This is a genomic window from Meridianimaribacter sp. CL38 (genome assembly GCF_004328055.1).
Classification (GTDB): domain Bacteria; phylum Bacteroidota; class Bacteroidia; order Flavobacteriales; family Flavobacteriaceae; genus Gaetbulibacter_B; species Gaetbulibacter_B jejuensis.
In genome coordinates this window covers 544,263-567,483 of sequence record NZ_QKWS01000002.1, presented here as the reverse complement: position 1 = coordinate 567,483, position 23,221 = coordinate 544,263, and the positions used below count along the sequence as shown (strand labels likewise).

Here is a 23,221-nt window from a genome sequence, read left to right as displayed (position 1 = left end):
TAGGTTAATTCACAATTATCTCATCTATAAACGTCCACGCTTTGTTACCAGCACCTTGTTTACCTTCTGAAATGGTTCCATAGTTTGGGATTTTCAAATAAATATATCTAGATGAAACATCTGCCTTTATAATAACTGGTAGCATCTTATCTAAAACTTCTGGAAGTTTAGCCTTAGAATCCAAGCCATGAGCATCAAACCCAAATTCAATTTCCTTTGGAGCATAAATCCATTGGCCTTGTCCATTGTAAAATCGAGTTTCAATAGAATTGATTTCTATTTCTTCACCTAAATCAATGATAATCGCGATATCTTCTCCCCAAAATCCTAACCATTCTTTGTCGCCATAACGTGAATCGCTTCCAGAAATACCATTGATTAATCCTTCAGCACCACTTCCAGGATAGGATTTGTGAGGTGCTTTATTTATGGTAATCTTTTTTCCTACTGCCTTATGATGATTAATGTTTTGAGTGAAAACTTTACCTAATTGTTTTTCATTATTAAAGAGGGAAGCTTTAATGGTCACGCTTTCAGTAATTGGAATAGGTTGATTATAAATTTCTGATTGCAGTGTAGGTTCCGAACTGTCTAGGGTGTATCTTATAGTTTTACCGTCAGTTAGCGTTTTTAGTTGATAGCTAAGATTATCATTTGATAGTAACTCACCTTCAATCTCATAAAGATGATTAGCATAATTAATATCTAAAGCATCGAGTCTCTTGTGAAAATTCTCAACACGTTTCACAAAGTCAGAATAGTTTTTGTTTTCTGGTTTTGACCAAACCACTTCGCTCATGGCTAACATTCGTGGAAAAGCCATATATTCCAATTGACTTTCGGTGTTAATGTACTCTGTCCAAATGTTCCCTTGTGCACCTAAAATGTATTGCGCTTCGTCATCATTGAGTTCCTCAGGGATTGGATTAAAACCATACACTTTTTCTAATGGTAAAAAGCCACCAATAGCTATAGGTTCGTTGTCGTTTTCGCTTTGGTAATAGTCAAAATAACAATGAGACGTAGGTGTCATAATTACATTATGGTGTTGCTTTGCAGCTTCAACAGCACCTTCAATCCCTCTCCATGACATTACAGTTGCATTTGGAGCTAAACCGCCTTCAAGAATTTCGACCCAACCTATAATTTGCTTGCCTTTGCTGTTAAGATATTTTTCAATACGTGCTATAAAATAGCTTTGTAGCTCGTGTTCGTTTTTCAAACCTTTATTCTTTATGAGTTTTTGACAATATTCACAGTTTTTCCATCTGGTTTTTGGAGCTTCATCACCACCAATATGAATGTATGTGCTAGGAAAAAGAGTAGCAACCTCGTCTAAAACACTTTCTAAAAAAGTAAATGTTTCTTCTTTTGGGCAAAAAATATCTTCAAAAACGCCCCATGTTGTGGCAACATCTATTTGTTTTCCAGTACAACCTAATTCAGGATAAGCGGCAATAGCAGCTTGTGCATGACCAGGAAGTTCAATCTCAGGAATTACTGTAACAAACCTGCTTTTAGCATAAGCGACTACCTCTTTAACTTCTTCTTGTGTGTAAAAACCTCCATATGTTTTACCGTCAAATTGTTGAGGTTGGTCGCTATAATGACCAATAAGGGTTTCGTTTCTATAAGCAGCAACTTCTTGCAGTTTTGGATATTTTTTGATTTCAATTCGCCAACCTTGATCGTCGGTTAAATGCCAATGAAACGTATTCATTTTAAGCATCGCTAAAGCATCTATATATTTCTTTATGAATTCAACCGAAAACATGTGTCTGGATACATCTAAGTGCATGCCTCGATGCTCGAATTGTGGCTCGTCTTTAATTGTAGCACAAGGGATAAGTGCTTTTGCTTCAGAAAGCATTTTGTTTTCAAATTCGGTAGGTAGTAATTGTCGTAAAGATTGTACAGCATAAAACGCACCTTGATCTGTTTTTGCTTTAATTACAATTGACTTCGGAAGAATTTCAAGCAAATATCCTTCGAGATTTTCAATACTCTCATCTTTTATAAATGAAATAGAATTATTGTCCTGTAGCTTTATGGAACTTCCATTTTCAATGTAGGATTTTAAAAATTCTGCAGAGATTTTAAAATCGTCAGTATACTTTATTCCGGTAGAATTGTCTAAAACAAAATAGCCTTTATTAATAGTTTGCTCTAAAGGAATTGGGATAATTTGAGGCGTAATACTTGGTGTTTCAGTGTTTTGGCAATTGAATAAAAAACTGATAAAAACAATACAAACGGTTATTTTCTTGAAAGGCATTTTAGTATATTAGATGCTTTAAATATAACTCAAAAAAGATAACTTTTCTCAATTACTTTAATGGATATTAAACAGCAAATAGAAACCCTTCGTGATGAATTGCGTCAGCATAATTATAATTACTACATATTGGATAATCCTACAATAAGTGATTTTGATTTTGATGTAAAGCTTAAGCAGCTTCAAGAGTTGGAAGCAAATCATCCTGAGTTTTATGATGCAAGTTCGCCTACATTGCGTGTAGGAGGAGAGGTTACAAAGAATTTTGAAACTGTTGTTCATGAACATCGTATGTATTCTTTGGATAACTCTTACTCTAAAGAAGATTTGTTAGATTGGGAAACTCGTATTAAAAAGCAAGTTGATGGTGAAGTACAATATACCTGTGAACTTAAATATGATGGTGCGTCTATTAGCTTAACGTATGAAAATGGACAACTTACAAAAGCGGTTACAAGAGGTGACGGATTTCAAGGTGATAATGTTACTACTAATATAAAAACCATTAAATCAGTTCCGTTGCAGTTGAAAGGCGATTTTCCACCTAAATTCGATATAAGAGGTGAAATCGTTTTGCCTTTTGAAGGGTTTAATAAAATGAATGAAGAGCGCATTGAAATAGGAGAAGAACCATATAGAAACCCAAGAAATACAGCTTCAGGAAGCTTGAAGCTACAAGATAGTACTGAAGTAGCTAAACGTCCTTTGGAATGTTTGCTTTATAATATTACAGGAACTAATTTGAATATTTCCACACAATTTGAAAGTTTAGAAAAAGCTAGAGCTTGGGGATTTAAAGTTCCGCAAGCAGCTAAACTTGCTAATTCAATTGATGAGGTTTTAGAATTTATTGCCTATTGGGATGAGCATAGACATAATTTACCTTACGAAACTGATGGTGTTGTTATAAAGGTAAACAGCTTATATCAACAAGAGGAATTAGGATATACAGCCAAAGCACCACGTTGGGCAATGGCTTATAAGTTTAAGGCAGAGCAAGTTTCTACTCGGTTAAATGAAATTACTTATCAAGTTGGGCGAACAGGAGCAATTACTCCAGTTGCAAATTTAGAGCCTGTAGAATTAGCAGGAACAACTGTTAAACGAGCATCATTGCATAATGCTGACCAGATTGCGAAGTTGGATATTAGAGAAGGTGATGAGGTGTATGTAGAAAAAGGAGGAGAGATAATCCCTAAAATTATAGCTGTAGATTTAAGTAAACGACCAGCAGATTCTAAACCAACTGAATATATTACCCACTGTCCAGAATGCAATACTGAATTGGTAAGAACTGAAGGTGAAGCACAACATTATTGTCCGAATTACAATGGATGTAATCCTCAAATCATTGGTCGCATACAGCATTTTATTTCAAGAAAAGCGATGGATATTGATGGCTTAGGAGGAGAAACCGTTGCTTTGTTGGTTAATGCAGGTTTAATTACAAATTATTCTGATTTATATGAATTAACTGTAGACCAAGTGTTGCCCTTAGAACGTATGGCTCAAAAAAGTGCTGAAAACCTTATTAACGGAATTGAAGCATCTAAGCAAATTCCTTTTGAGCGCGTTTTGTATGCGTTAGGTATTAGGTATGTTGGAGAAACCGTTGCAAAAAAACTGGTTAAACATTATAAAACTATTGATGCGATTAAAAATGCTTCGGAAGAAGAACTTGTCAATGTAGATGAAATAGGAGTGAAGATAGCAGAAAGTGTTGTTGCCTTTTTTGCTTCGGAAGCGAATAGCTCTATTATTGAAAGGCTAAAACATTTTGGAGTGCAATTGGAAATTTCAGCTGAAAAATTAGCAAATCAAACCAATAAATTAGAAGGGTCTACGTTTGTAGTATCTGGCGTGTTTACTTCTGTGTCTAGAAATGAGCTTAAAAAGCTTATTGAAGATAATGGAGGTAAAGTGTCTTCTTCAATATCTTCTAAAACAAGCTATGTTGTTGCTGGAGACAACATGGGACCAAGTAAAAAAACAAAAGCAGAATCCTTAAATATACCTATTCTTTCAGAAGAAGAATTTTTATCAATGATTAGGTAAAATCCTACAAAATGTTAATTTTCATCGATAAAATGCATTTTTATTCGTTTAATTGTATTTTTTATTTATATTTGTCCCAATAAGGGATTAATTAAATAAATGCAAAAACCAAAAACATTAATAGCATTACTTGCTGTACTTAGTGTTGTCTTTTTAGGATTACAACTCTTTAAGTATGAGTATTATGCCTCAGGTATTAGAGCATTGCTTTTGGTCTTGCTTAGTATCTTATACTGTTCGCGCGTTGAAAATAAAAGAAAGTTTTTCTTTTTATTTTTAATAACATTTACAGTTGCAGATGTTTTTAACTTCTTGTCTTGGCAAATTTCTCCTGATAGTTTTATGGCTGACTACTCTTATTACATTATTAATGCAATGTATATCATATCATATACGTTTTTGATAATACAAATATTAAAAACATTGGATATTAAAGAAGTGATTGCCAAATTGCCAGTTCATATAATAATTTTATTGGTTTTAGATATTTCGTGTGTAATTGTTGTTACAAACACTACAAAACCTGAATTGCAATTTGCAGAGTATTTGCTTGAATTTGTTTATAATATAGTTATAATGGCTTTGTTGTCTGTAGCGCTTATAAACTACATATACAAAGACGATAAAAAATCGATGAACTTTTTAGTGGGTTCGATTTTTATAGTCTTTTCAGAAGTAATACAACTAGCTTATTTTTATGTTTCGGAAGTAAACGTATTAAATGTACTATGTTCTATCTTCTTAGTGCTTGCTTTTGTATTCTTCTATTTACAGGCAAAAATTAGCCACGAGGAAAATTATAATAAACTAGAAGTTTAATTTTTTTCCAATCACAGGAATGTCTTTTTTGTAAAAATAAAGGATAATAGCAGAAAGTATAAAAGTTACTACTGCAGTTGAAAATAAAACTCCTCCATCATTATTAACTTGAATACCTAGTTGTGTTAAATGCATAACTATTGCACCAAAAATTACACCTAATGTTAGTGTTGCACCTGCCCAAACAGTTTTGGGAATAAGTAAAAGTATTCCGGCTATGAGTTCAAGAACTCCAATGGCAATCCTGCCATAAGGTTCAAGACCAACTTGCGAAAAAATGTACACACTATCAGGATGTGCTGTAAACTTAAATCTAAGAGTTTGAATTAAAATAATTGCAACTGCTAATCTGAGGATAAAAAGAAGTTTAGTTTTCATGAGATTATTTTTAGTTAATATCCCATTTAGACGCAAAACTAGTTTAACCCTATCATTTTAGTGTTAAAATTCTAAACTATAATAGAGGTTCCTTCAGCAGCTTTGTTTTTATCAGCATCAAAATAAAAGTCGATTTTACCTAGGTTTATACCATAGCAACCTACTTGGTTTACAAGGGTGTTTTTACCTTCAATGTTTTTAACAACAGTTGGTTTTGGCAAAAACGTATGCGTGTGTCCACCAATAATTAAGTCAATATCTTTGGTGGCTTTTGCTAAGTTAAGGTCGCATACTTTTTCAGGACTATTTTTGTAGTAATACCCAATATGCGAAAGACAAATAATTAAATCGCAACGTTCGGTCTCTTTTAAAACGCGCGTCATTTCCTGAGCAGTTTCTATAGGATCCATGTATACAGTTTCTTTATACATATCTTTACCTACCAAACCATCTAACTGAATTCCAAGACCAAAAACACCAATTTTAATACCTTCTTTTGTAAAGGTTTTGTAAGGTTTTACATGAGTGTCCATTATGGTGTTTTTAAAATCATAATTAGCTGAAATAAAATCAAAATCAGCATGTGGTAATTGTGCATATAAACCATCTATACCATTGTCGAAATCGTGATTTCCAATTGTAGCAACATCGTATTTAAGCATACTCATCAGCTTAAATTCCAATTCGCCACCATAATAATTAAAGTAAGGAGTGCCTTGAAAAATATCGCCAGCGTCCATTAATAAGGTATTAGGGTTTTCTTTTCGTATCGCTTCAATTAAACTAGCGCGTCTAGCAACACCACCTTTATTTGCGTTTCTGCCATCTTCAGGTCCAAAAGCATCAATGTGACTATGAACGTCATTGGTATGAAGAATAGTGATTTTTTTTGGAGGAGTTGCAAACGATTGTAGTCCTAAACCACCTAATCCTATTAAGGTTGATGCAGCAGCTGTTTTTTGTATAAAGTCTCTTCTTTTCATGGCTTAGTTTTTTAATTGAATAAATCTGTCATCAATTACAGGATTAATAGTGTCTACTTTTTTGAAATAATCTATAAGAGCATTTCTAATTTTGTAATCTAAATCATAAAGACTGTCGTTGGTTTTGAAAAAATCCATGTGGTCACCACCATTGTATAAGTAATCATTGGTTAAAACAAAATAGTTTTTATCAAAATCAATAGGAGAGTCGTGTAAACTAGCTGAAGCAACATTGAAATCTGCGTCAATAGCTAATTTTAATTTAGAAATTGGATGCGCTCTTTTTGCTTTAGCTAGATATTCTAATAACTCTTTTACTTGAGCGCCTTTTAAGTCAACCACAACCATTGAGTTTTCAAAAGGCATTAATCCATAAGCAGTTCTTGCTGTAACATTACCTTTAGAGAGTATAGATCGAATTCCACCATGATTAAGTAAAACAAAATCGATGTCTTTTCCTGTTCTTTTCTTAAATACAGGATTTGCTTGTTCGTAGATAGCATCAGCCATAAAATTTCCTACAGCTGTGTTGTATTCTCCATCGTTTTTTGAGTAGGTATCAACGGAATATGCTAAAACACTGTCAAGGTTTTTGTTAACATGCTCACGATAGGGTTTAATGAATGCTTCAACGTCAGAATTAGCTTGAAGACTATCGGTAATTTGTATCTGTTTACCTTCAATTCTATATAAATGATTTTCCTGTTTACAAGAGGTGAAAATCAAGACTGAAGCAACAACTAAAAGGTGTTTGAAATTCATAGGATATTTTAAAAAGTTACAAAAAGATGTAGCACTATTTACTACATTTGCAAAAAGGATAAAGATAAATGATTTTAAAGGCATTTAGGGAAAAATCAAATCAAAAATATATCAACAAATTGTTAAATTCTAGGAATGGGTCTTTTAGCAATACTAAGGTTGATAAAGTAGGAGTGATTTTACACTTAAGTGAATTTTCTGATTTTGAAGCTTTCAGAACGTTTTTTGAGTCCATAGACATTAAGCGAAATAAAGTTAAAATTGTCGCTTATGTTGAAGATAACAAAGATAGTAACGACCTTTGGGATACCTATTTCAATCCAAAAGATTTTGGTTGGAACGGGAAAATAAAAAACGTAGAGCTTCAAACATTTATTGACACAGAGTTTGACATCTTAATTAGCTTTTATAAGCAAGATGTTTTAGATCTTAATTTAATTAGTGTAGCTTCAAAAGCTAAGTTTAAAGTAGGATTAGCAGGAATTGATGATCGTTTTTACGATTTAATAATAAATGTTGCACCAAAAGAGTTTACGCTATTTAAAAACGAATTAAAAAAATATTTAACGGTTTTAAACAAAATATAATGAATACATTTTACGGCACAGGAGTTGCCTTAATAACGCCTTTTAAATCTGATTTAACTGTAGATTTTGAAGCGCTTACAAATATTGTTAATTACAACATAGATAACGGAACAGACTACTTGGTTATTAGTGGTACAACAGGAGAGAGTGTAACTATCACTTCTGAAGAAAAGAAAGCCATAATTAATACTATAGTTGAAGCAAATAATGGTCGTTTACCTTTAGTTTTAGGAATTGGAGGTAATAATACAGCAGCAGTTATTGAAGAGATTAACACAACCGATTTGTCTCATATCGATGCTATTTTATCAGTGTCTCCATATTACAGTAAGCCAACACAAGAAGGCATTTATCAACATTTTAAGGCCATTTCGCAAGCGTCTCCAAAACCTATTATTTTATATAATGTACCAGGAAGAACATCGTCAAACATGTTGCCAGAAACTACATTGCGCTTAGCAAATGATTTTGAAAATATCATAGCAGTTAAAGAAGCAGGTAACAATGTGGCTCAATACTTAACCTTGATTAAGAACAAACCAGAAGATTTCTTGATTATTTCAGGAGATGACGATTTAGCGCTTGGTGTAGTTTTAGCAGGTGGAGCAGGAGTGATTTCGGTAATAGGGCAAGCATTACCTAAACAATTTACCAAAATGATAAATCTTGGTCTTGAAGGAAAAGCAAGTGAAGCTTACGCAATTCACTTTGATTTAATGGATATTACAAGTTTAATTTTTGCAGAAAACAATCCTGCAGGTATTAAGGCTGTTTTTGAAACACTTGATCTTGCAAAAAGTACAGTAAGGTTGCCACTTGTAGAAGCAACAGAAGGGTTAAAATCTAAAATTAAAGAAGCAGTTAATAAGCTAGATTAAACCTAAAAAGTTAAAGTTTATATAAAGCTTACTCATAACACGTTACAACCTTTATTTTAGCACAAAATTTTTGTTTTTATAATACGTTATAAATACGTACTTTTGCATTCTGTTTAAATTTTATGAAGAATTTATTTTACACACTTTTATTAGGATTACTGTTAACCTCTTGTAGCGAGTTTCAAAAAGCATTGAAATCTGAAGATATAGCTGAAAAGTTTACTTTAGGAACTGAACTTTTTGAAGCTGAAAAATATAGTAAAGCTAACAGGTTGTTTGCTCAAATAGTTCCGCAATACAGAGGAAAACCACAAGCTGAAAAGTTAATGTATATGTACTCTAAGTCTTATTACATGATGAAAGACTATCACTTGTCTGGTTATCAGTTTGAACGCTTTGAAAGCAGTTACCCTAGAAGTGAAAAAGCCGAAGAAGCTTCATTTTTGTCAGCAAAAAGTTTCTATATGCTGTCTCCAGTTTATAGTAAAGAACAAAAAGAAACTTATGAAGCATTAGATAAACTTCAAATCTTTATTTCTAAATATCCTAATTCTGAATACTTACCAGAAGTAAACGAAATGGTAAAGGAGTTGGATTACAAATTAGAAAAGAAGGCATATGAAATTGCAAAACAATACAACAAAATAGCTTATTATGACGCTTCAGATTATGAAGCAGCTATAAAAGCTTTTGATAATTTTTTAATTGATTACCCAGGAACTAGTTTTAGAGAAGATGCTATGTTTTATCGTTTAGATTCAGCATTTACTCTAGCTATAAATAGTGTAAGAATTAAAAAAGAAGCACGTTTAAATACTGCTGTTGCCTATTACAATTCTTTTATTAAGTTTTATCCTGAGTCTGAACATGCAGAAGCAGCCAATAAAATGAACGAAGAATTACAAACAGAATTAGAGACATTCAAAGTAAAAAGTTAATTATTAAGATAATGGATTTAAAGAAAACCAATGCTCCTGTTACAACTGTAACTTATGACAGAAATGAAATTGACGCTTCAACAAGTAATATTTACGAAGCTATTTCTGTAATTTCAAAAAGAGCTGAACAAATTAACACTGACATTCGTAGAGAACTTATCGATAAACTTGAGGAGTTTGCAACCTACAATGATAGTCTTGAAGAAATTTTTGAAAATAAAGAGCAAATAGAGGTGTCTAAGTTTTATGAAAAACTACCTAAGCCTCATGCACTAGCTGTTCAAGAATGGTTAGATGACAAAATTTATTTCAGAAATACTGAAGACAACAATCAGGAATAAGATTTAAGATGTCAATATTAAGCGGCAAAAATATATTACTAGGCATCACTGCTGGTATTGCTGCTTATAAAACAGCTAACCTTGTAAGGTTATTTATAAAAGCAGGCGCAAACGTAAAGGTCGTTATGACGCCTGCTTCTAAAGACTTCATTACACCTTTAACACTTTCTACATTATCAAAAAACCCAGTTCATTCTTTGTTTACAAATGAAGAGGATGAAAATGCTGTGTGGAATAATCATGTAGAACTTGGGCTTTGGGCTGATATTTTTGTGATAGCTCCTGCAACAGCCAACACCATGTCTAAAATGGCTAATGGTACCTGCGACAATTTACTTTTGGCTACTTATCTTTCAGCTAAATGTCCTGTGTATTTTGCTCCTGCTATGGATTTAGACATGTACAAACATCCATCTACAGTGCAGTCTTTTGAGGCTTTAAAATCTTTTGGAAACATAATGATTCCTGCAACAAGTGGCGAACTTGCAAGTGGTCTTGTAGGCGAAGGTCGTATGGCTGAACCAGAAGATATTGTTGACTTTATTGAAAAAGATATTTTAAACAAACTACCACTTCGTGGAAAAAAAGTATTGGTTACTGCAGGCCCAACGTATGAAGCAATAGATCCTGTTCGTTTTATAGGTAATCATTCTAGTGGTAAAATGGGATTTGAAATAGCCAAAGCTGCAGCAAACCTTGGTGCTGAGGTTATATTGGTGTCAGGACCTAGTCATGAAACAGTATCTAGTAGTTTAATAAAATTAATACGAGTTACCAGTGCTTCTCAAATGTATAATGAAGCACATAACTACTTTGGTAATGTTGATATTGCAGTACTTTCGGCTGCAGTTGCAGACTACAGACCAAAAAATGTTGCAGACCAAAAAATAAAAAAGAAAGAAGCAACGTTTAGCATAGAGTTAGAAAAGACCAAGGATATATTAGCTTCATTAGGAGCTATTAAAACCAAACAGTTTTTAGTTGGCTTTGCATTGGAAACCAATAACGAGTTAGAACATGCAAAAGGAAAATTAAAAGCTAAGAATTTAAATTTAATTGTATTAAATTCGTTAAACGATAAAGGAGCAGGTTTTGGAGGTTCAACAAATAAAGTTACTTTTATAACTAATGATGACCAAATCATTGCCCAAGAGCTAAAGTCTAAAACACAAGTAGCTGAAGACTTAATGAATCAAATATTAAAACAACTCAATGCGTAATTTTCTTTATATCTTATTTTTATGTTTCGGTTTAAGTGTTACTGCTCAAGAACTTAATTGTAACTTGGTAGTTAACGCGCAACAAACTGGTAACGAAAATGTTCAGGTGTTTAAAACTTTAGAAAGACAATTAACAGAGTTTGTAAACAATACAACTTGGACAGATAAAAATTTTAAATCACAAGAACGCATCAATTGTAGTATGGTAATCAATATTTTAGATTACAATAGCGATGTGTTTAATGCGACGTTGCAAATACAATCGTCTCGTCCTGTTTTTAATTCAACCTATAGTACTCCAGTTTATAATTTTAACGATAAGAATTTTACATTTAGATATCTTGAGTTTCAAAACTTAGTGTTTAATCCTAATCAGTTTGAATCTAATTTGGTATCGGTTTTAGCATACCATATTTATATGATTCTAGGTTTAGATGCTGATACTTTTGAGCAAAATGGAGGTGATGAATATTACAGACAAGCGCAAACTATTTTAAACTATTCGCAGCAAGAAAACTTTAAAGGTTGGAAGCTAGAAGATGGTCAGCAAACACGCTTTGTTTTAATAGACAATATTTTATCTCCAATGTTTAAAGAATTTAGAAATGTGATGTACGCTTATCATATGGAAGGATTAGATAAAATGCATAGAAACGCAAAATCTTCAAAAGAGGAAATAGCTTCGGTTATAGAAGAGTTAAAAGCTATGAATAGCAGACGTCCTAATTCTTTTCTTATGCGTGTGTTTTTTGATGCAAAATCCGAAGAAATTCAAGATATTTTTTCAGGTGGACCAAGTGTAAACATTACTGAGGTAATCACATCACTTACTAGAATAGCTCCTATGCATGCTTCAAAATGGAGAAACATAAAATACTAGACACTTAAAAAAAAGTGGTACTAGTATAGATTTTTGTTGAAACTTTAGCTAACAATACATTGCTTACATCACTATCCATAAAAAATTACGCTTTAATTGATAACCTTCAGGTTAATTTCAATAATGGACTTACCATAATTACTGGTGAAACAGGAGCAGGAAAATCAATACTGCTTGGAGGTTTGTCTTTAGTGCTTGGTAAAAGAGCCGATTTGAGTAACGTTAAAGACGCATCAATAAAATGTGTTATTGAAGCCACTTTTGATGTTGCTAATTACGACCTAAAATCGCTTTTTAAAGAAGAGGACTTAGATTACGAACCATTAACCATTGTACGTCGCGAAATATTACCTTCAGGTAAATCTAGAGCATTTATAAATGATACACCTGTAAACTTAGATAGTTTGCAAACCTTAGGCGAACACCTTTTAGACATTCATTCGCAACATCAAACCTTACAGTTAACCAATGACGATTTTCAGTTTCAGGTTATAGATGCATTGGCAGATAACGCTAAGTTACTTTCAGAATATTCTAACCAGCTTTCAATATATAAATCGCTAAAACGAGAATTAACTCAATTGCAAGAGCAAAAAAATGAGTTTACCAAAGAGCTAGATTATAACCTGTTTCTTTTAAAAGAATTAGAAGCAGCTAAGTTGGAAGACGACGACTTGGAAACTTTAGAAGAAGAGTATGAAACGCTTAATAATATAGAGGAGATAAAAGATAAACTTTCGGCATCTTATCAATTGTTAAGTAATGAAGATATTGGTGTTATTAGCAATTTAACAGAACTCAAAAATCAGTTTGCTAAAATTTCAGAATATTCGGCAAACTATAAAGCTATTTTTGAAAGAATCAACAGTAGTTTAATAGAGTTAGACGATGTCTTTTCAGAAATTGAAACAGCTCAAGATCAGCTAGAAGATGACCCTAACCGATTAGAAGTAGTGAATGCTAAACTGCAAGTGCTTCATAATCTAATGCAAAAGCATATTGTGTCTAATGTTTCTGAATTAATTTCTATTCGAGAAAACCTTAAGGAAAAAGTATCTGTAACAGAGAATATGGATACTCAAATTGTTGCTATTGAAAAGAAACTTAAAACGATTGAACAACAATTAAATCAACTCGCTAAGGATATTCATAAAACACGAGAAAACGCAATACCAACCTTAACTGAGCAATTAGAAGCTATTTTAGGAAGTTTAGGAATGCCAAATGCTAAATTTAAAGTAGAGTTAAAGCTGGTAGATAAATTCCTTTTAAACGGAAAAGATGAATTGAGCTTTTTGTTTTCAGCCAATAAAGGTGGTCAATTTAATGAACTTAAAAAAGCAGCATCAGGAGGAGAGTTATCTCGTATTATGCTTGCTATAAAGTCAATTTTATCAAAATATACGCAATTGCCAACCATTATGTTTGATGAGATAGACACAGGAGTTTCAGGAGAAATTTCAAACAAAATGGGATCTATTATGCAGCAAATGAGTAAAACAATGCAAGTGTTTACCATAACACATTTACCGCAAATAGCATCAAAAGGAGATACACATTTTAAAGTCTTTAAAGAAGATGTTGATGAGGTAACCCAAACGCAGTTAAAAAAATTAACTTCAGAAGAACGTATTGTTGAAATAGCACAAATGCTTGGAGGTGCAACACTTTCTGATTCGGCTTTAGAGCATGCTAAACAATTATTAAATTAAGATAATGTGAAAATAAAGTATTATTGCAGAATTGAACGCCAAAAAGCAGTAATACATTTAAAGTTTTATTAATTTTGAATTTAATATTGATAAAACCTAAATAGGTAATAAAATACCAACTAAATTATAAATATTCAAAAAACTAGTAATATGTCATATAACTTATTAAAAGGAAAAAAAGGAATTATTTTTGGTGCATTAGACCCAAACTCAATAGCTTGGAAAACTGCAGAGCGCGTTCATGAAGAAGGCGGAACATTTGTGCTTACCAACGCACCAATTGCTATGCGAATGGGACAAATAAAAGAGCTTGCCGAAAAAACAGGTTCAGAGATTATTCCTGCTGATGCCACATCAATTGAGGATTTAGAAAATTTAGTGTCAAAATCAATGGAGATTTTAGGCGGAAAGATTGATTTTGTTTTGCATTCTATTGGAATGTCTGTAAACGTGAGAAAAGGAAAAGCTTATACTGATCAAAATTACGATTGGACTCAAAAAGGAACCGATGTTTCTGCAATGTCATTTCATAAGGTAATGCAAACACTGTATAAAGCAGATGCAATGAATGAATGGGGAAGTATAGTAGCCTTAACATATATGGCTGCACAGCGTGTGTTTCCAGACTATAACGATATGGCAGACAATAAAGCCTATTTAGAAAGTATAGCGCGTAGTTTTGGGTATTTCTTCGGAAGAGATAAAAAAGTAAGAGTAAACACTATTTCGCAATCGCCAACACCTACAACTGCAGGTCAAGGTGTAAAAGGGTTTGATGGGTTTATCGCTTATGCTGATAAGATGTCGCCTTTAGGAAACGCTACAGCTTTAGATTGTGCTAACTATACAGTCACTTTATTTAGTGATTTAACCAAACGAGTAACGCTTCAAAACTTATTTAATGATGGTGGATTTAGTAATATGGGCGTAAGTGACGCAGTTATGGAAAAATTTGTTGAATAAATAACATACATAATTTTAATACATACTATAAAAAAGAAGAAGGGCTTTTAGCTCTTCTTCTTTTTTTATACAATCGCTTGATTTTTAAGCAACTGTTTTTCGTCGGTTTTTTTAGTTTTTAATCGATTAGAATTGAGAGTAGTTTCTTAACATAAAATTAATCAATACATTTATGCATTAACGTTTTATTAACTATTAATTAAAATAACAAATTATGAAAAAAATTACTTTATTGATAGCGTTGGCTATTTTTTCATTTTGTTGGCAATCAAATGCTCAAATTTCTGAAGATTTTGAAGTTGACCCTCCTTCAGGATGGACATTTATGCAAACAGAAGGAGATGACCCAGGATTTGTACAAACAAGTAGTCGAGCAAATTCTGGCACCTATTCTTTTTACCATAATGATGATAATATTGCAACAGAGTCTACTTCTTGGATGATTTCACCATCATATACTGTTTCTACAGGTGATGTTTTAGAGTTTTATTATAATCATAACTATACTTCAATAGGTTATGGAGTAGAAGAAGGAATTTGGATATCTACCACTTCGGCTGATCCAATAAATAATCCTGGAGACTTTACATTATTATATGATTTACTTGCCAATGCATCTGAAGATGTTTGGACTTTATATTCACAAAGTCTAGATGCTTATGCAGGTCAAACGGTTTATTTTGCTTTTAAATATGTTGGTGATTGGGAAGATGAACTTTATATTGATGACTTTTTTGCTGGAGCTCCACCTACTTGTCTTGAACCGTCTGCTATGACGGCTAACAATATTACTTCTACATCTGCTGATTTGTCTTGGACTTTAGGTGATGCAGAATCAATGTGGAATTTAGAGTGGAAAGCTGGAGCTGACTTTAATCCTGGTGCAGGTGAAGAAGATGGGTCAGATTCAGTATCAGGATCTCCTGAATATAATAGTCAACTAACAGGTTTAACTGCCAATACAGAATATTATGTGTATTATCAAGCTGATTGTGGTGGAGGAGATACAAGTACTTGGGCATCATTTACGTTTACTACGCTAGCAGAAACACCTAACTGTGCTGAAGCACCTATTACGCCATTAGATACGGCTGTTGATGTTGAAGGTGAGACTGTATCTTTAAGTTGGACTGCTCCATCATCTGGACCAACTCCAACAGGATATAATATTTATTCTTATGATGATGCTACCGGAACAAACCCAGTTTTAGAGACAACTGTAGCAACAACAACAGCTTCAGTAGATTTTTCTTATAGTCAAGTTGTGTATTGGTCAGCAGTTCCTGTTAATGTTTCTGTAGAAGCTTCTGGTTGTGCTATTTGGAGTTTTACTATTGAAGGTGCTCCAATTGGTTATGACTGTAGCAACCCAATTGTTGTTTCATCAGTGCCTTATTCAACATCAGATGATACAGCAAATTATGGAGATGCATATGACCTTTCTGATGTACCTGCTTTAACAGGCGCTCAGTATACTAATGGAACAGGAAGTACTTACTACATAGGGGCTAATGATGCTGTATACTCGTTTACACCTGCTTCTGATGGTGTTTATAATTTTGATTTAACATTACCTACATCTGATTGGCACTCTTTATGGTTATTTGAAGGTTGTCCTTTCTCATCGGTAGTGGCTTACCATACTTCAACTTCAGGAACAACAAGAAGTTTGCCATTAATAAGCTTAACTAGTGGTACAACGTATTATGTTGTAGTTTCTGCTTGGTCAGGTTCTCCTCAAACATCAACTTATGATTTAGATATTTATGAAGTTACTTGCCCTGCGCCATCAGGTATGACTGCAGATAATTTAAGTGAAACTTCAACTGATTTATCATGGAGTGCTGGTTATGCTGAAACAACTTGGAATATTGAGTGGAAAGAAGGTGCTGATTTCACTCCAGGAATGGGAGAGGAAGATGGATCAGATACTGTAAGTGGTACACCAGAATATAATGGTATGCTTACAGGGTTGAATGAGAGTACTACTTATTATGTGTATTATCAAGCCGATTGTGGTGGAGAGACAAGTGATTGGGTGGCGTTTACCTTTACAACACCAGCTGCACCACCAGCAAATGATGAATGTCTAGGAGCTATTGAGTTAACAGTTGAAGGAGAAATAGCAGATTTACCTTCTGCAACTCAAATTCCTGGAACAATAGCAGGAGCAACAGATTCAGGTATTGCAGCACCTGCAGGTACAGCTAATGATGATGTTTGGTATAGCTTTACAGCAACTGCAACAGATATAAATATTGATGTAACTGATGATTTTGATGGAGTTATCCAGTTATTTTCAGGAGATTGTAATAACCTTACCTCAATTGAATATGATGACTATGACAGTACTTATGGAAATCCAAGAATAAGTCGTACTGACTTTGTTGTAGGACAAACATATTATGTAAGAGTATATTACTATTATTCTGGAACACCAACTTCATCAGATTTTACAATAGCTCTATGGTCTACTTCTGAAGTTTTATCGGTTGGTGATGTAGAAGATAATAGTCAATTTACATATTTCCCTAACCCAGTTAATGATAAATTAACGCTTAACGCTCAAAGCAACATTCAAAATGTTGCAGTATATAATATGTTAGGGCAAGAAGTAATAAACGCTTCTCCAAACACATTAGATGCTGAGGTTGATATGGTAAATCTTAATAGTGGTGCTTATTTTGTTAAAGTAACAATTGATAATGCTACAAAAACTATTAGAGTTATAAAAAACTAAATAGTTTTTAAATAAAAAGAAGAAAAGCCTTAGCTAAATAGCTAGGGCTTTTCTTTTTTTAGTACTTTTAAAATTAAACACTTATATAAATGAAAAAAAACATTTTATCTTTTAAAATAGTATTTCTAATGAGTGTAATTGTTTACTCTCAAACATATTTTTCAGACCAAGCTTCTAATATCGGATTAGGTTTTAGTAGTGGTAATACTCCTTTTGGTAGTGGAATAACTTTTTATGATTATGATAATGATGGTTGGGACGATATAACTTTGGCTTCTCAAGCTGGAACTGCTTTACGCTTTTTTAAAAATGTTAATGGCGTTTTTGTAGAAGAAGTGCTAATTGTGCCAAAAATAAACTCACAATCAAAGCAAACAAATTGGGTTGATATTGATAATGATGGAGATAAAGACCTTTATGTGACTAGTAACGTGTCAGGAAATAGGCTTTTTGTTAATAACGGAAGTATGAGTTTTCACGAAGTTACTACAACTTGTGGTTTACCAACGAATAATATTTTTACTTATGGTGCATCCTGGGGAGATTATAATAACGATGGCTACCTTGATGTTTTTTTGAGTAATAGAGATGTTACAGGTGTAGTGCCAAATTATTTGTATAAAAATAATGGTGATGGAACATTTGTAAATGTAAGTAATCTTGTAGGTATACTAGAAGTTAGTGATTTATCTTTTTGCTCTGCTTTTTTTGATTATGATAAAGATGGTTGGCAAGACATTTACGTGTCTAACGATAGAGTAGATAACCCAAATGTACTTTATAAAAACAATGGAGACGGAACTTTTACTGATGTTAGTGTTAACACAGGTACCAATCTTTACATAGATGCTATGTCTGTAACAATAGATGATTATAATAACGATGGTTGGTTAGATATTTATGTAACAAATACACCAAGTGGAAATGTGTTATTACAGAATAATAATGGTGAAACGTTTACCAATGTAGCTTCAACAGCAGGAGTGCTTTTTAATAGTATAGGTTGGGGAGCAGTTTTTCTAGATGCAGAAAATGATATGGATTTAGACTTGTACGTAAGCGGAGAATTTAACGGTTCGGTACCTGGGTTTTTATCGGCAGCTTTTTATGAAAATAATGGTAGTGGTTATTATAGTTTAGCATCAAATTCAGGGTTTATAAACGATACTAGACAAAGCTTTTCTAATGCAATAGGAGACTTAAATAATGATGGATTTCCTGAAATAGTTGTTAGTAATGCAGATAATGAGAATATTTTTGTTTGGAGTAATCAAACAGTTTCTACTAATAATTGGCTAAAAGTAAAGCTTCAAGGAACAGTTAGTAATAGAGATGGTATTGGTTCTTTAATAGAAATTTCAATTAATGGAGAAAAGCAATATAGATATACGCTGTGTGGAGAAGGTTATCTCTCTCAAAATTCAGGTGTCGAGATTTTTGGACTTGCAGACAATACAGTTGTTGACTATGTTAAAGTTACATGGTTAAGCGGTATAATTGATGTTATTGATAATGTAAATGCAAATCAAGTTTTAGAGATTATAGAAGGAGAAAATCAATTATCAATAAACGAAAACGAACAGACTACTTTTAGTTTTAATAACCCTGTGTCTGATGAGTTAATAATAAAATCTGCCCAAAATATAAAATGCGTAACGTTATATAATGCTTTAGGTCAAGAATTAATGCATAATAATGCCTTGGCTCGTGAAGTGAGGTTAGACCTTTCACATTTAGAAAAAGGATACTATTTTATAAAAATGGAGACAAATGATAATTTAAAGTCTTTTAAGATTATTAAAAGCTAAATGAACTAGAATTAAGTGTAACTATTCACTTAACGAGAATACCTTGTTTTTTGTCGAATTTATTGTTAATAAAAGGTTGTCTTATCTTTTTTTAATACATTTATGTTGTTATTAATCAAATACCTAAATATACCATGAAGAAAATTACTTTATTGGCATTTTGCCTTTTTTTAACAAATATTTACGTTCAGGCGCAGTGTAATTTTACCAGTCAATTTCCGGCAGAGACCTACAGTGCATTGAATTCAGGATCAATTGAACAAATCTCTAGTTGTAGCTCCTTTGGTGAGTTTTCTGTTGTTGACAACCTCAATATTGGAGATGAATATCAATTTGATGGAGATGGTGGTTATATCACAATAACCGATGCTGCTGATGGAACTACTGTTTTAAGTCATGGAGCATCACCATTAAGTTGGGTGTCTACTGCTGTTGAAGTTGAAGTGCATTGGGCTGAGAACGCTGTATGTGACATTGATTTTAATTGTCATGTAACTACAGTACAAAACTTAGATTCAACAGGACTTTCTAATGATGATTGTGCTACAGCTCAATCTATAATCCAAGAAACTGGTGTTGCAAGTGCAGGAGCAGCAAGTGCAACTTCAGGAACTATTGATTCAGCAACTAGTTCAGGTATGTCTGCACAAAGCTGTGGTGGAACGCCAAATGATGATGTTTGGTATTCTTTTGAAGCTTTAACATCTAATGTTACTTTAACTCTTGAGCTAGATAATTTTGATGGAATAATAGAATTATACTCTGGAAGTTGTGGAAGTTTGTCTGCTGTTAGTTGTGCTGATAATACAGAAGGAGGACCAGCTTTAGAAACAATTAACTCTACAAGTTTAGTTGTTGGAGAAACATACTATGTAAGAGTATTTCAATGGGGACCAGGTTCAACAACAGGAAAAACTTTTGATTTGAAGATTTGGTCTTCTGATACTTTAGGAGTTGATGAGGTTGAGAGTGAAAACGCTTTTACTTATTTCCCTAACCCAGTTAAAAATGAGTTGAATTTAAAAGCTCAAAGCAATATACAAAATGTATCTATTTACAACATGTTAGGACAAGAAGTTGTTAGAACTGCACCTAATAGTTTACAAAGTGAAGTTAGCATGAGCAACTTAAGCAATGGTGCTTACTTTGTAAAAGTTACTATCAATGATGTAACTGAAACTATCAGAATTATAAAGCAATAAAAATATTAAATATTGTATTTTCAAAAGCCACCAATTAGGTGGCTTTTGTGTTTAGTTTAATTACCTTTGTGGTATATGAATACACTTGATTTTTCATTTATAATACCAGTATTTAATAGGCCTGATGAGGTTAATGAGCTTTTAGAAAGCTTTACTTTGTTAGAAGGCGATTTTAGCTTTGAAATAGTTATTGTAGAAGATGGTTCTAATATTGACTGTAAAGCAATAGTAGCATCTTATATTGACAGATTGAATATTTCCTATTACTTTAAACCTAATTCAGGACCTGGAGATTCTAGAAACTTTGGAATGAAAAAGGCAAAGGGAAATTATTATATCATATTAGATTCAGACTGTTTATTGCCTAAACATTACTTACAAACGGTTAAAAGTAGTCTAGATAACGAATTTGTTGACTGTTTTGGAGGTCCTGATGCGGCTCACCATTCGTTTACATCGCTACAAAAAGCTATAAACTTTGCTATGACTTCTTTTATTACTACTGGTGGAATAAGAGGAGGAAAGACAAAAGTAGATAAGTTTCAACCACGAAGTTTTAATATGGGACTGTCTAAGGCTGCATTTGAAGCTTCAGGAGGGTTTGGTGTAATTCATCCAGGTGAAGACCCTGATTTGTCAATACGGTTAATTAATCTAGGTTTTAAAACTAAATTGATTAACGAGGCATTTGTATATCACAAACGCCGAATTTCATGGTCTAAATTTTACAAGCAAGTCAATAAGTTTGGGTTGGTTAGACCTATTTTAAACCAATGGCATCCTAAAACAGCAAAACTCGTTTATTGGCTACCAACATTGTTTTGTTTAGGTTTTTTAGCTTCAATAATTTTGTTTGGTTTAGGAATTGACTTAGGACTAAAATTATATGCTTTATATTTTATAGCAGCCTTTATTTTAGCATTAATTAGCTCCAAAAGTTTGGTTGTAGCTATACAAGCTATTATTGCAATAGCAATACAGTTTTTTGGTTATGGTTATGGGTTTTTAAAGTCTACATTAGCTTTAAAGTTTACTAAGAAAACTCCAGAGCAGGTATTTCCTCATTTATTTTTTATACATGGTTAGTAAACTAAAACATAAACTGCTAAAGTCAATAAAGAGTAAAAAACTCAATGTGTTTGGGTTGTTTTTGCTTTTAGCATTTTTGTTTTTGGTAATTTCAAAACTATCCAAAGAGTATACTGAGTCGGTTAATTTTGCAATTAAATTTTCCAATGTTCCCGAGCATTATGTGTTAACAAAAAATGACTCAGCCAATGTAAATGTAGTGATGAACTCTCATGGGTTTAATTTAATGCCTTTATACTTTTCAGATCATTCTTTAAAAGTAGATTTTGAAAAAGATCTAAGCTTGGTTGACGACCATTATATTTGGGTGCCTAATGCAACTGTCCATAATATAAAACCTCAGTTAGGAGATAAAGTTGAAGTTGTATCAATAAAACCAGATACTTTAAAGTTTTCGTTTCAAACGTTAGCAGTTAAAAAAGTACCTGTTGTTGTAGATTCTAAAATTTCATTCTCTTCAGGGTATGATTTACTAAACGGTTTAACGGTTTCTCCAGATTCAATAAACGTTATTGCGCCTCAAAATGTAATTGATAACATAGAGTTTTTAAACACCAAATCACTAGCTTTAAAAGAGGTGAAATCTAATATCAACTCAAAGGTTAATGTGGTTTTACCTAAGGTTGATTATAACATCAAATTATCAGAAAATAATGTCACAGTAACTGGAGACGTCGAAAAATTTACTGAAGGTACAATAGAAGTACCGTTGAATATAAATAATACGCCTAATAATGCCACAGTAAATTTTTTCCCTAAAACCGTATCTGTATTGTATTATTTACCTTTAAAAAACTTTAAAGAAATTAAATTACAAGATTTTAGAGTAGAATGTGATTACAATGAAGTTTCAGGAAGCAATCGTACGTTCTTAACGCCTAAAATTACCAGATTACCTAATGTGGTTAAAAATGCCAAAATAAAACAAAGCAAAGTAGATTTTATCTTAGTAGAATGAAAATTGTAGGTCTTACAGGTGGTATTGGTAGTGGGAAAACAACTGTTGCTAAATTGTTTTCTGAATTAGGTGTGCCTATTTATATCGCTGATGTTGAAGCTAAAAAATTAATGAATAGGTCTAAAGTAATCCGCAGAAAGTTGATTGCACTTTTTGGTGAAAAGGCTTACACTAACGAAGGCTTAAATAGACCTTATATTGCTTCAAAAATATTTAATAACAAAGAACTGCTTGAACAAATGAATGCTATTGTGCATCCAAAAGTAGGTGCGCACTTTAAGCGTTGGCTTAAAAAGCAGAATGGTGCATATGTTATTAAAGAAGCAGCTATCATTTTTGAAGAAGGTATGCAATCTCAATACGATTGTATCATTTTGGTTACTGCAGATTTAGAAGAACGCATAAATCGTGTGTTACAACGCGATAATACTTCAAGAGAAAAAGTTTTGGCAATAGTCAATAACCAGTTAAGCGATGAAGAAAAGATTAAAAAATCTGATTTTGTGATAGTTAACAATACTATTGAAGATACAAAAGTTCAGGTTTTAAAAATTCATAAATCATTGATAAAGTAAGTCAACAACTCAAATTTTAACATTTTTGTTAATGTAAGGTTAAAGGGTACAAAAACTA

20 protein-coding genes are annotated in these 23,221 nt (G+C 32.7%); 16 read left to right on the top strand and 4 right to left on the bottom strand.

Going from position 1 to position 23,221, the window contains the following annotated elements:
- Positions 1–4: 4 nt before the first annotated feature.
- Positions 5–2,275 (bottom strand): beta-N-acetylhexosaminidase, encoded by a 2,271-nt coding sequence (locus DMZ43_RS07745; protein WP_131507159.1) that lies wholly within the window; start codon positions 2,273–2,275, stop codon positions 5–7.
- A 60-nt stretch (positions 2,276–2,335) separates the two neighbouring features.
- Between DMZ43_RS07745 and ligA the strand changes: the two genes are divergently transcribed.
- The gene (ligA, locus tag DMZ43_RS07740) at positions 2,336–4,330 is read left to right on the top strand and encodes an NAD-dependent DNA ligase LigA (RefSeq protein ID WP_131507157.1); all 1,995 of its coding nucleotides are present in this window, start codon (positions 2,336–2,338) and stop codon (positions 4,328–4,330) included.
- A gap of 99 nt (positions 4,331–4,429) precedes the next feature.
- Complete coding sequence (locus tag DMZ43_RS07735) at positions 4,430–5,149, top strand: hypothetical protein (RefSeq protein ID WP_131507156.1); 720 nt, start codon at positions 4,430–4,432, stop codon at positions 5,147–5,149.
- Here DMZ43_RS07735 and DMZ43_RS07730 read toward each other — a convergent pair.
- The 3 genes from DMZ43_RS07730 to DMZ43_RS07720 form a co-directional block, all read right to left on the bottom strand.
- Positions 5,138–5,527 carry a DoxX family protein gene (locus DMZ43_RS07730; RefSeq protein ID WP_131507154.1) on the bottom strand — a complete coding sequence of 130 codons (390 nt, stop codon included), beginning with the start codon at positions 5,525–5,527 and terminating at the stop codon, positions 5,138–5,140. The genes DMZ43_RS07735 and DMZ43_RS07730 overlap by 12 nt on opposite strands.
- Positions 5,528–5,598: 71 nt before the next feature.
- The gene (locus DMZ43_RS07725) at positions 5,599–6,510 is read right to left on the bottom strand and encodes a bifunctional UDP-sugar hydrolase/5'-nucleotidase (protein ID WP_131507152.1); all 912 of its coding nucleotides are present in this window, start codon (positions 6,508–6,510) and stop codon (positions 5,599–5,601) included.
- Positions 6,511–6,513: 3 nt separating this feature from the next.
- Positions 6,514–7,272, bottom strand: a complete 759-nt coding sequence (locus DMZ43_RS07720; RefSeq protein WP_129760346.1) for a 5'-nucleotidase C-terminal domain-containing protein — start codon at positions 7,270–7,272, stop codon at positions 6,514–6,516.
- Between the two features lie 68 nt (positions 7,273–7,340).
- On the opposite strand from DMZ43_RS07720, the gene DMZ43_RS07715 reads away from it, so the two are divergent.
- The 14 genes from DMZ43_RS07715 (at position 7,341) to coaE (ending at position 23,163) form a co-directional block, all read left to right on the top strand.
- Positions 7,341–7,859 carry a hypothetical protein gene (locus DMZ43_RS07715; RefSeq protein WP_131507150.1) on the top strand — a complete coding sequence of 173 codons (519 nt, stop codon included), beginning with the start codon at positions 7,341–7,343 and terminating at the stop codon, positions 7,857–7,859.
- Entirely contained in the window at positions 7,859–8,737 is an 879-nt protein-coding gene (gene dapA, locus DMZ43_RS07710; RefSeq protein ID WP_131507148.1) for a 4-hydroxy-tetrahydrodipicolinate synthase, read from the top strand. Before DMZ43_RS07715 ends, dapA begins: the two co-directional genes overlap by 1 nt.
- Positions 8,738–8,859: 122 nt before the next feature.
- The gene (locus DMZ43_RS07705) at positions 8,860–9,675 is read left to right on the top strand and encodes an outer membrane protein assembly factor BamD (RefSeq protein ID WP_129760343.1); all 816 of its coding nucleotides are present in this window, start codon (positions 8,860–8,862) and stop codon (positions 9,673–9,675) included.
- Positions 9,676–9,686: 11 nt separating this feature from the next.
- A complete protein-coding gene (locus tag DMZ43_RS07700; RefSeq protein ID WP_187347850.1) occupies positions 9,687–10,016 on the top strand; it encodes a DNA-directed RNA polymerase subunit omega in 330 nt (109 codons plus the stop codon).
- 8 nt (positions 10,017–10,024) lie between these two features.
- Positions 10,025–11,236: a bifunctional phosphopantothenoylcysteine decarboxylase/phosphopantothenate--cysteine ligase CoaBC gene (gene coaBC, locus DMZ43_RS07695; RefSeq protein ID WP_131507144.1), complete on the top strand. Its 1,212-nt coding sequence runs from the start codon at positions 10,025–10,027 to the stop codon at positions 11,234–11,236.
- Positions 11,229–12,116, top strand: a complete 888-nt coding sequence (locus DMZ43_RS07690) for a DUF4835 family protein (RefSeq protein ID WP_131507142.1) — start codon at positions 11,229–11,231, stop codon at positions 12,114–12,116. The genes coaBC and DMZ43_RS07690 overlap by 8 nt, the downstream gene beginning before the upstream one ends.
- Positions 12,117–12,175: 59 nt before the next feature.
- Positions 12,176–13,828, top strand: a complete 1,653-nt coding sequence (recN, locus tag DMZ43_RS07685; RefSeq protein WP_131507139.1) for a DNA repair protein RecN — start codon at positions 12,176–12,178, stop codon at positions 13,826–13,828.
- 150 nt (positions 13,829–13,978) lie between these two features.
- Positions 13,979–14,791, top strand: coding sequence for an enoyl-ACP reductase (locus DMZ43_RS07680; protein WP_131507138.1), 813 nt, complete (start codon positions 13,979–13,981; stop codon positions 14,789–14,791).
- Between the two features lie 214 nt (positions 14,792–15,005).
- Positions 15,006–17,531, top strand: a complete 2,526-nt coding sequence (locus DMZ43_RS07675; RefSeq protein WP_131507136.1) for a T9SS-dependent choice-of-anchor J family protein — start codon at positions 15,006–15,008, stop codon at positions 17,529–17,531.
- An 89-nt stretch (positions 17,532–17,620) separates the two neighbouring features.
- Positions 17,621–19,339 (top strand): FG-GAP-like repeat-containing protein, encoded by a 1,719-nt coding sequence (locus tag DMZ43_RS07670; RefSeq protein ID WP_131507134.1) that lies wholly within the window; start codon positions 17,621–17,623, stop codon positions 19,337–19,339.
- Positions 19,340–19,473: 134 nt separating this feature from the next.
- A complete protein-coding gene (locus tag DMZ43_RS07665) occupies positions 19,474–20,541 on the top strand; it encodes a T9SS type A sorting domain-containing protein (RefSeq protein WP_131507132.1) in 1,068 nt (355 codons plus the stop codon).
- A gap of 75 nt (positions 20,542–20,616) precedes the next feature.
- Positions 20,617–21,627 (top strand): glycosyltransferase family 2 protein, encoded by a 1,011-nt coding sequence (locus DMZ43_RS07660; protein ID WP_131507130.1) that lies wholly within the window; start codon positions 20,617–20,619, stop codon positions 21,625–21,627.
- On the top strand, positions 21,620–22,588 hold the full coding sequence (locus DMZ43_RS07655; protein ID WP_131507128.1) for a CdaR family protein: 969 nt from the start codon (positions 21,620–21,622) through the stop codon (positions 22,586–22,588). The genes DMZ43_RS07660 and DMZ43_RS07655 overlap by 8 nt, the downstream gene beginning before the upstream one ends.
- Positions 22,585–23,163, top strand: coding sequence for a dephospho-CoA kinase (coaE, locus tag DMZ43_RS07650; protein WP_131507126.1), 579 nt, complete (start codon positions 22,585–22,587; stop codon positions 23,161–23,163). Before DMZ43_RS07655 ends, coaE begins: the two co-directional genes overlap by 4 nt.
- The last annotated feature ends 58 nt before the right edge of the window (positions 23,164–23,221 follow it).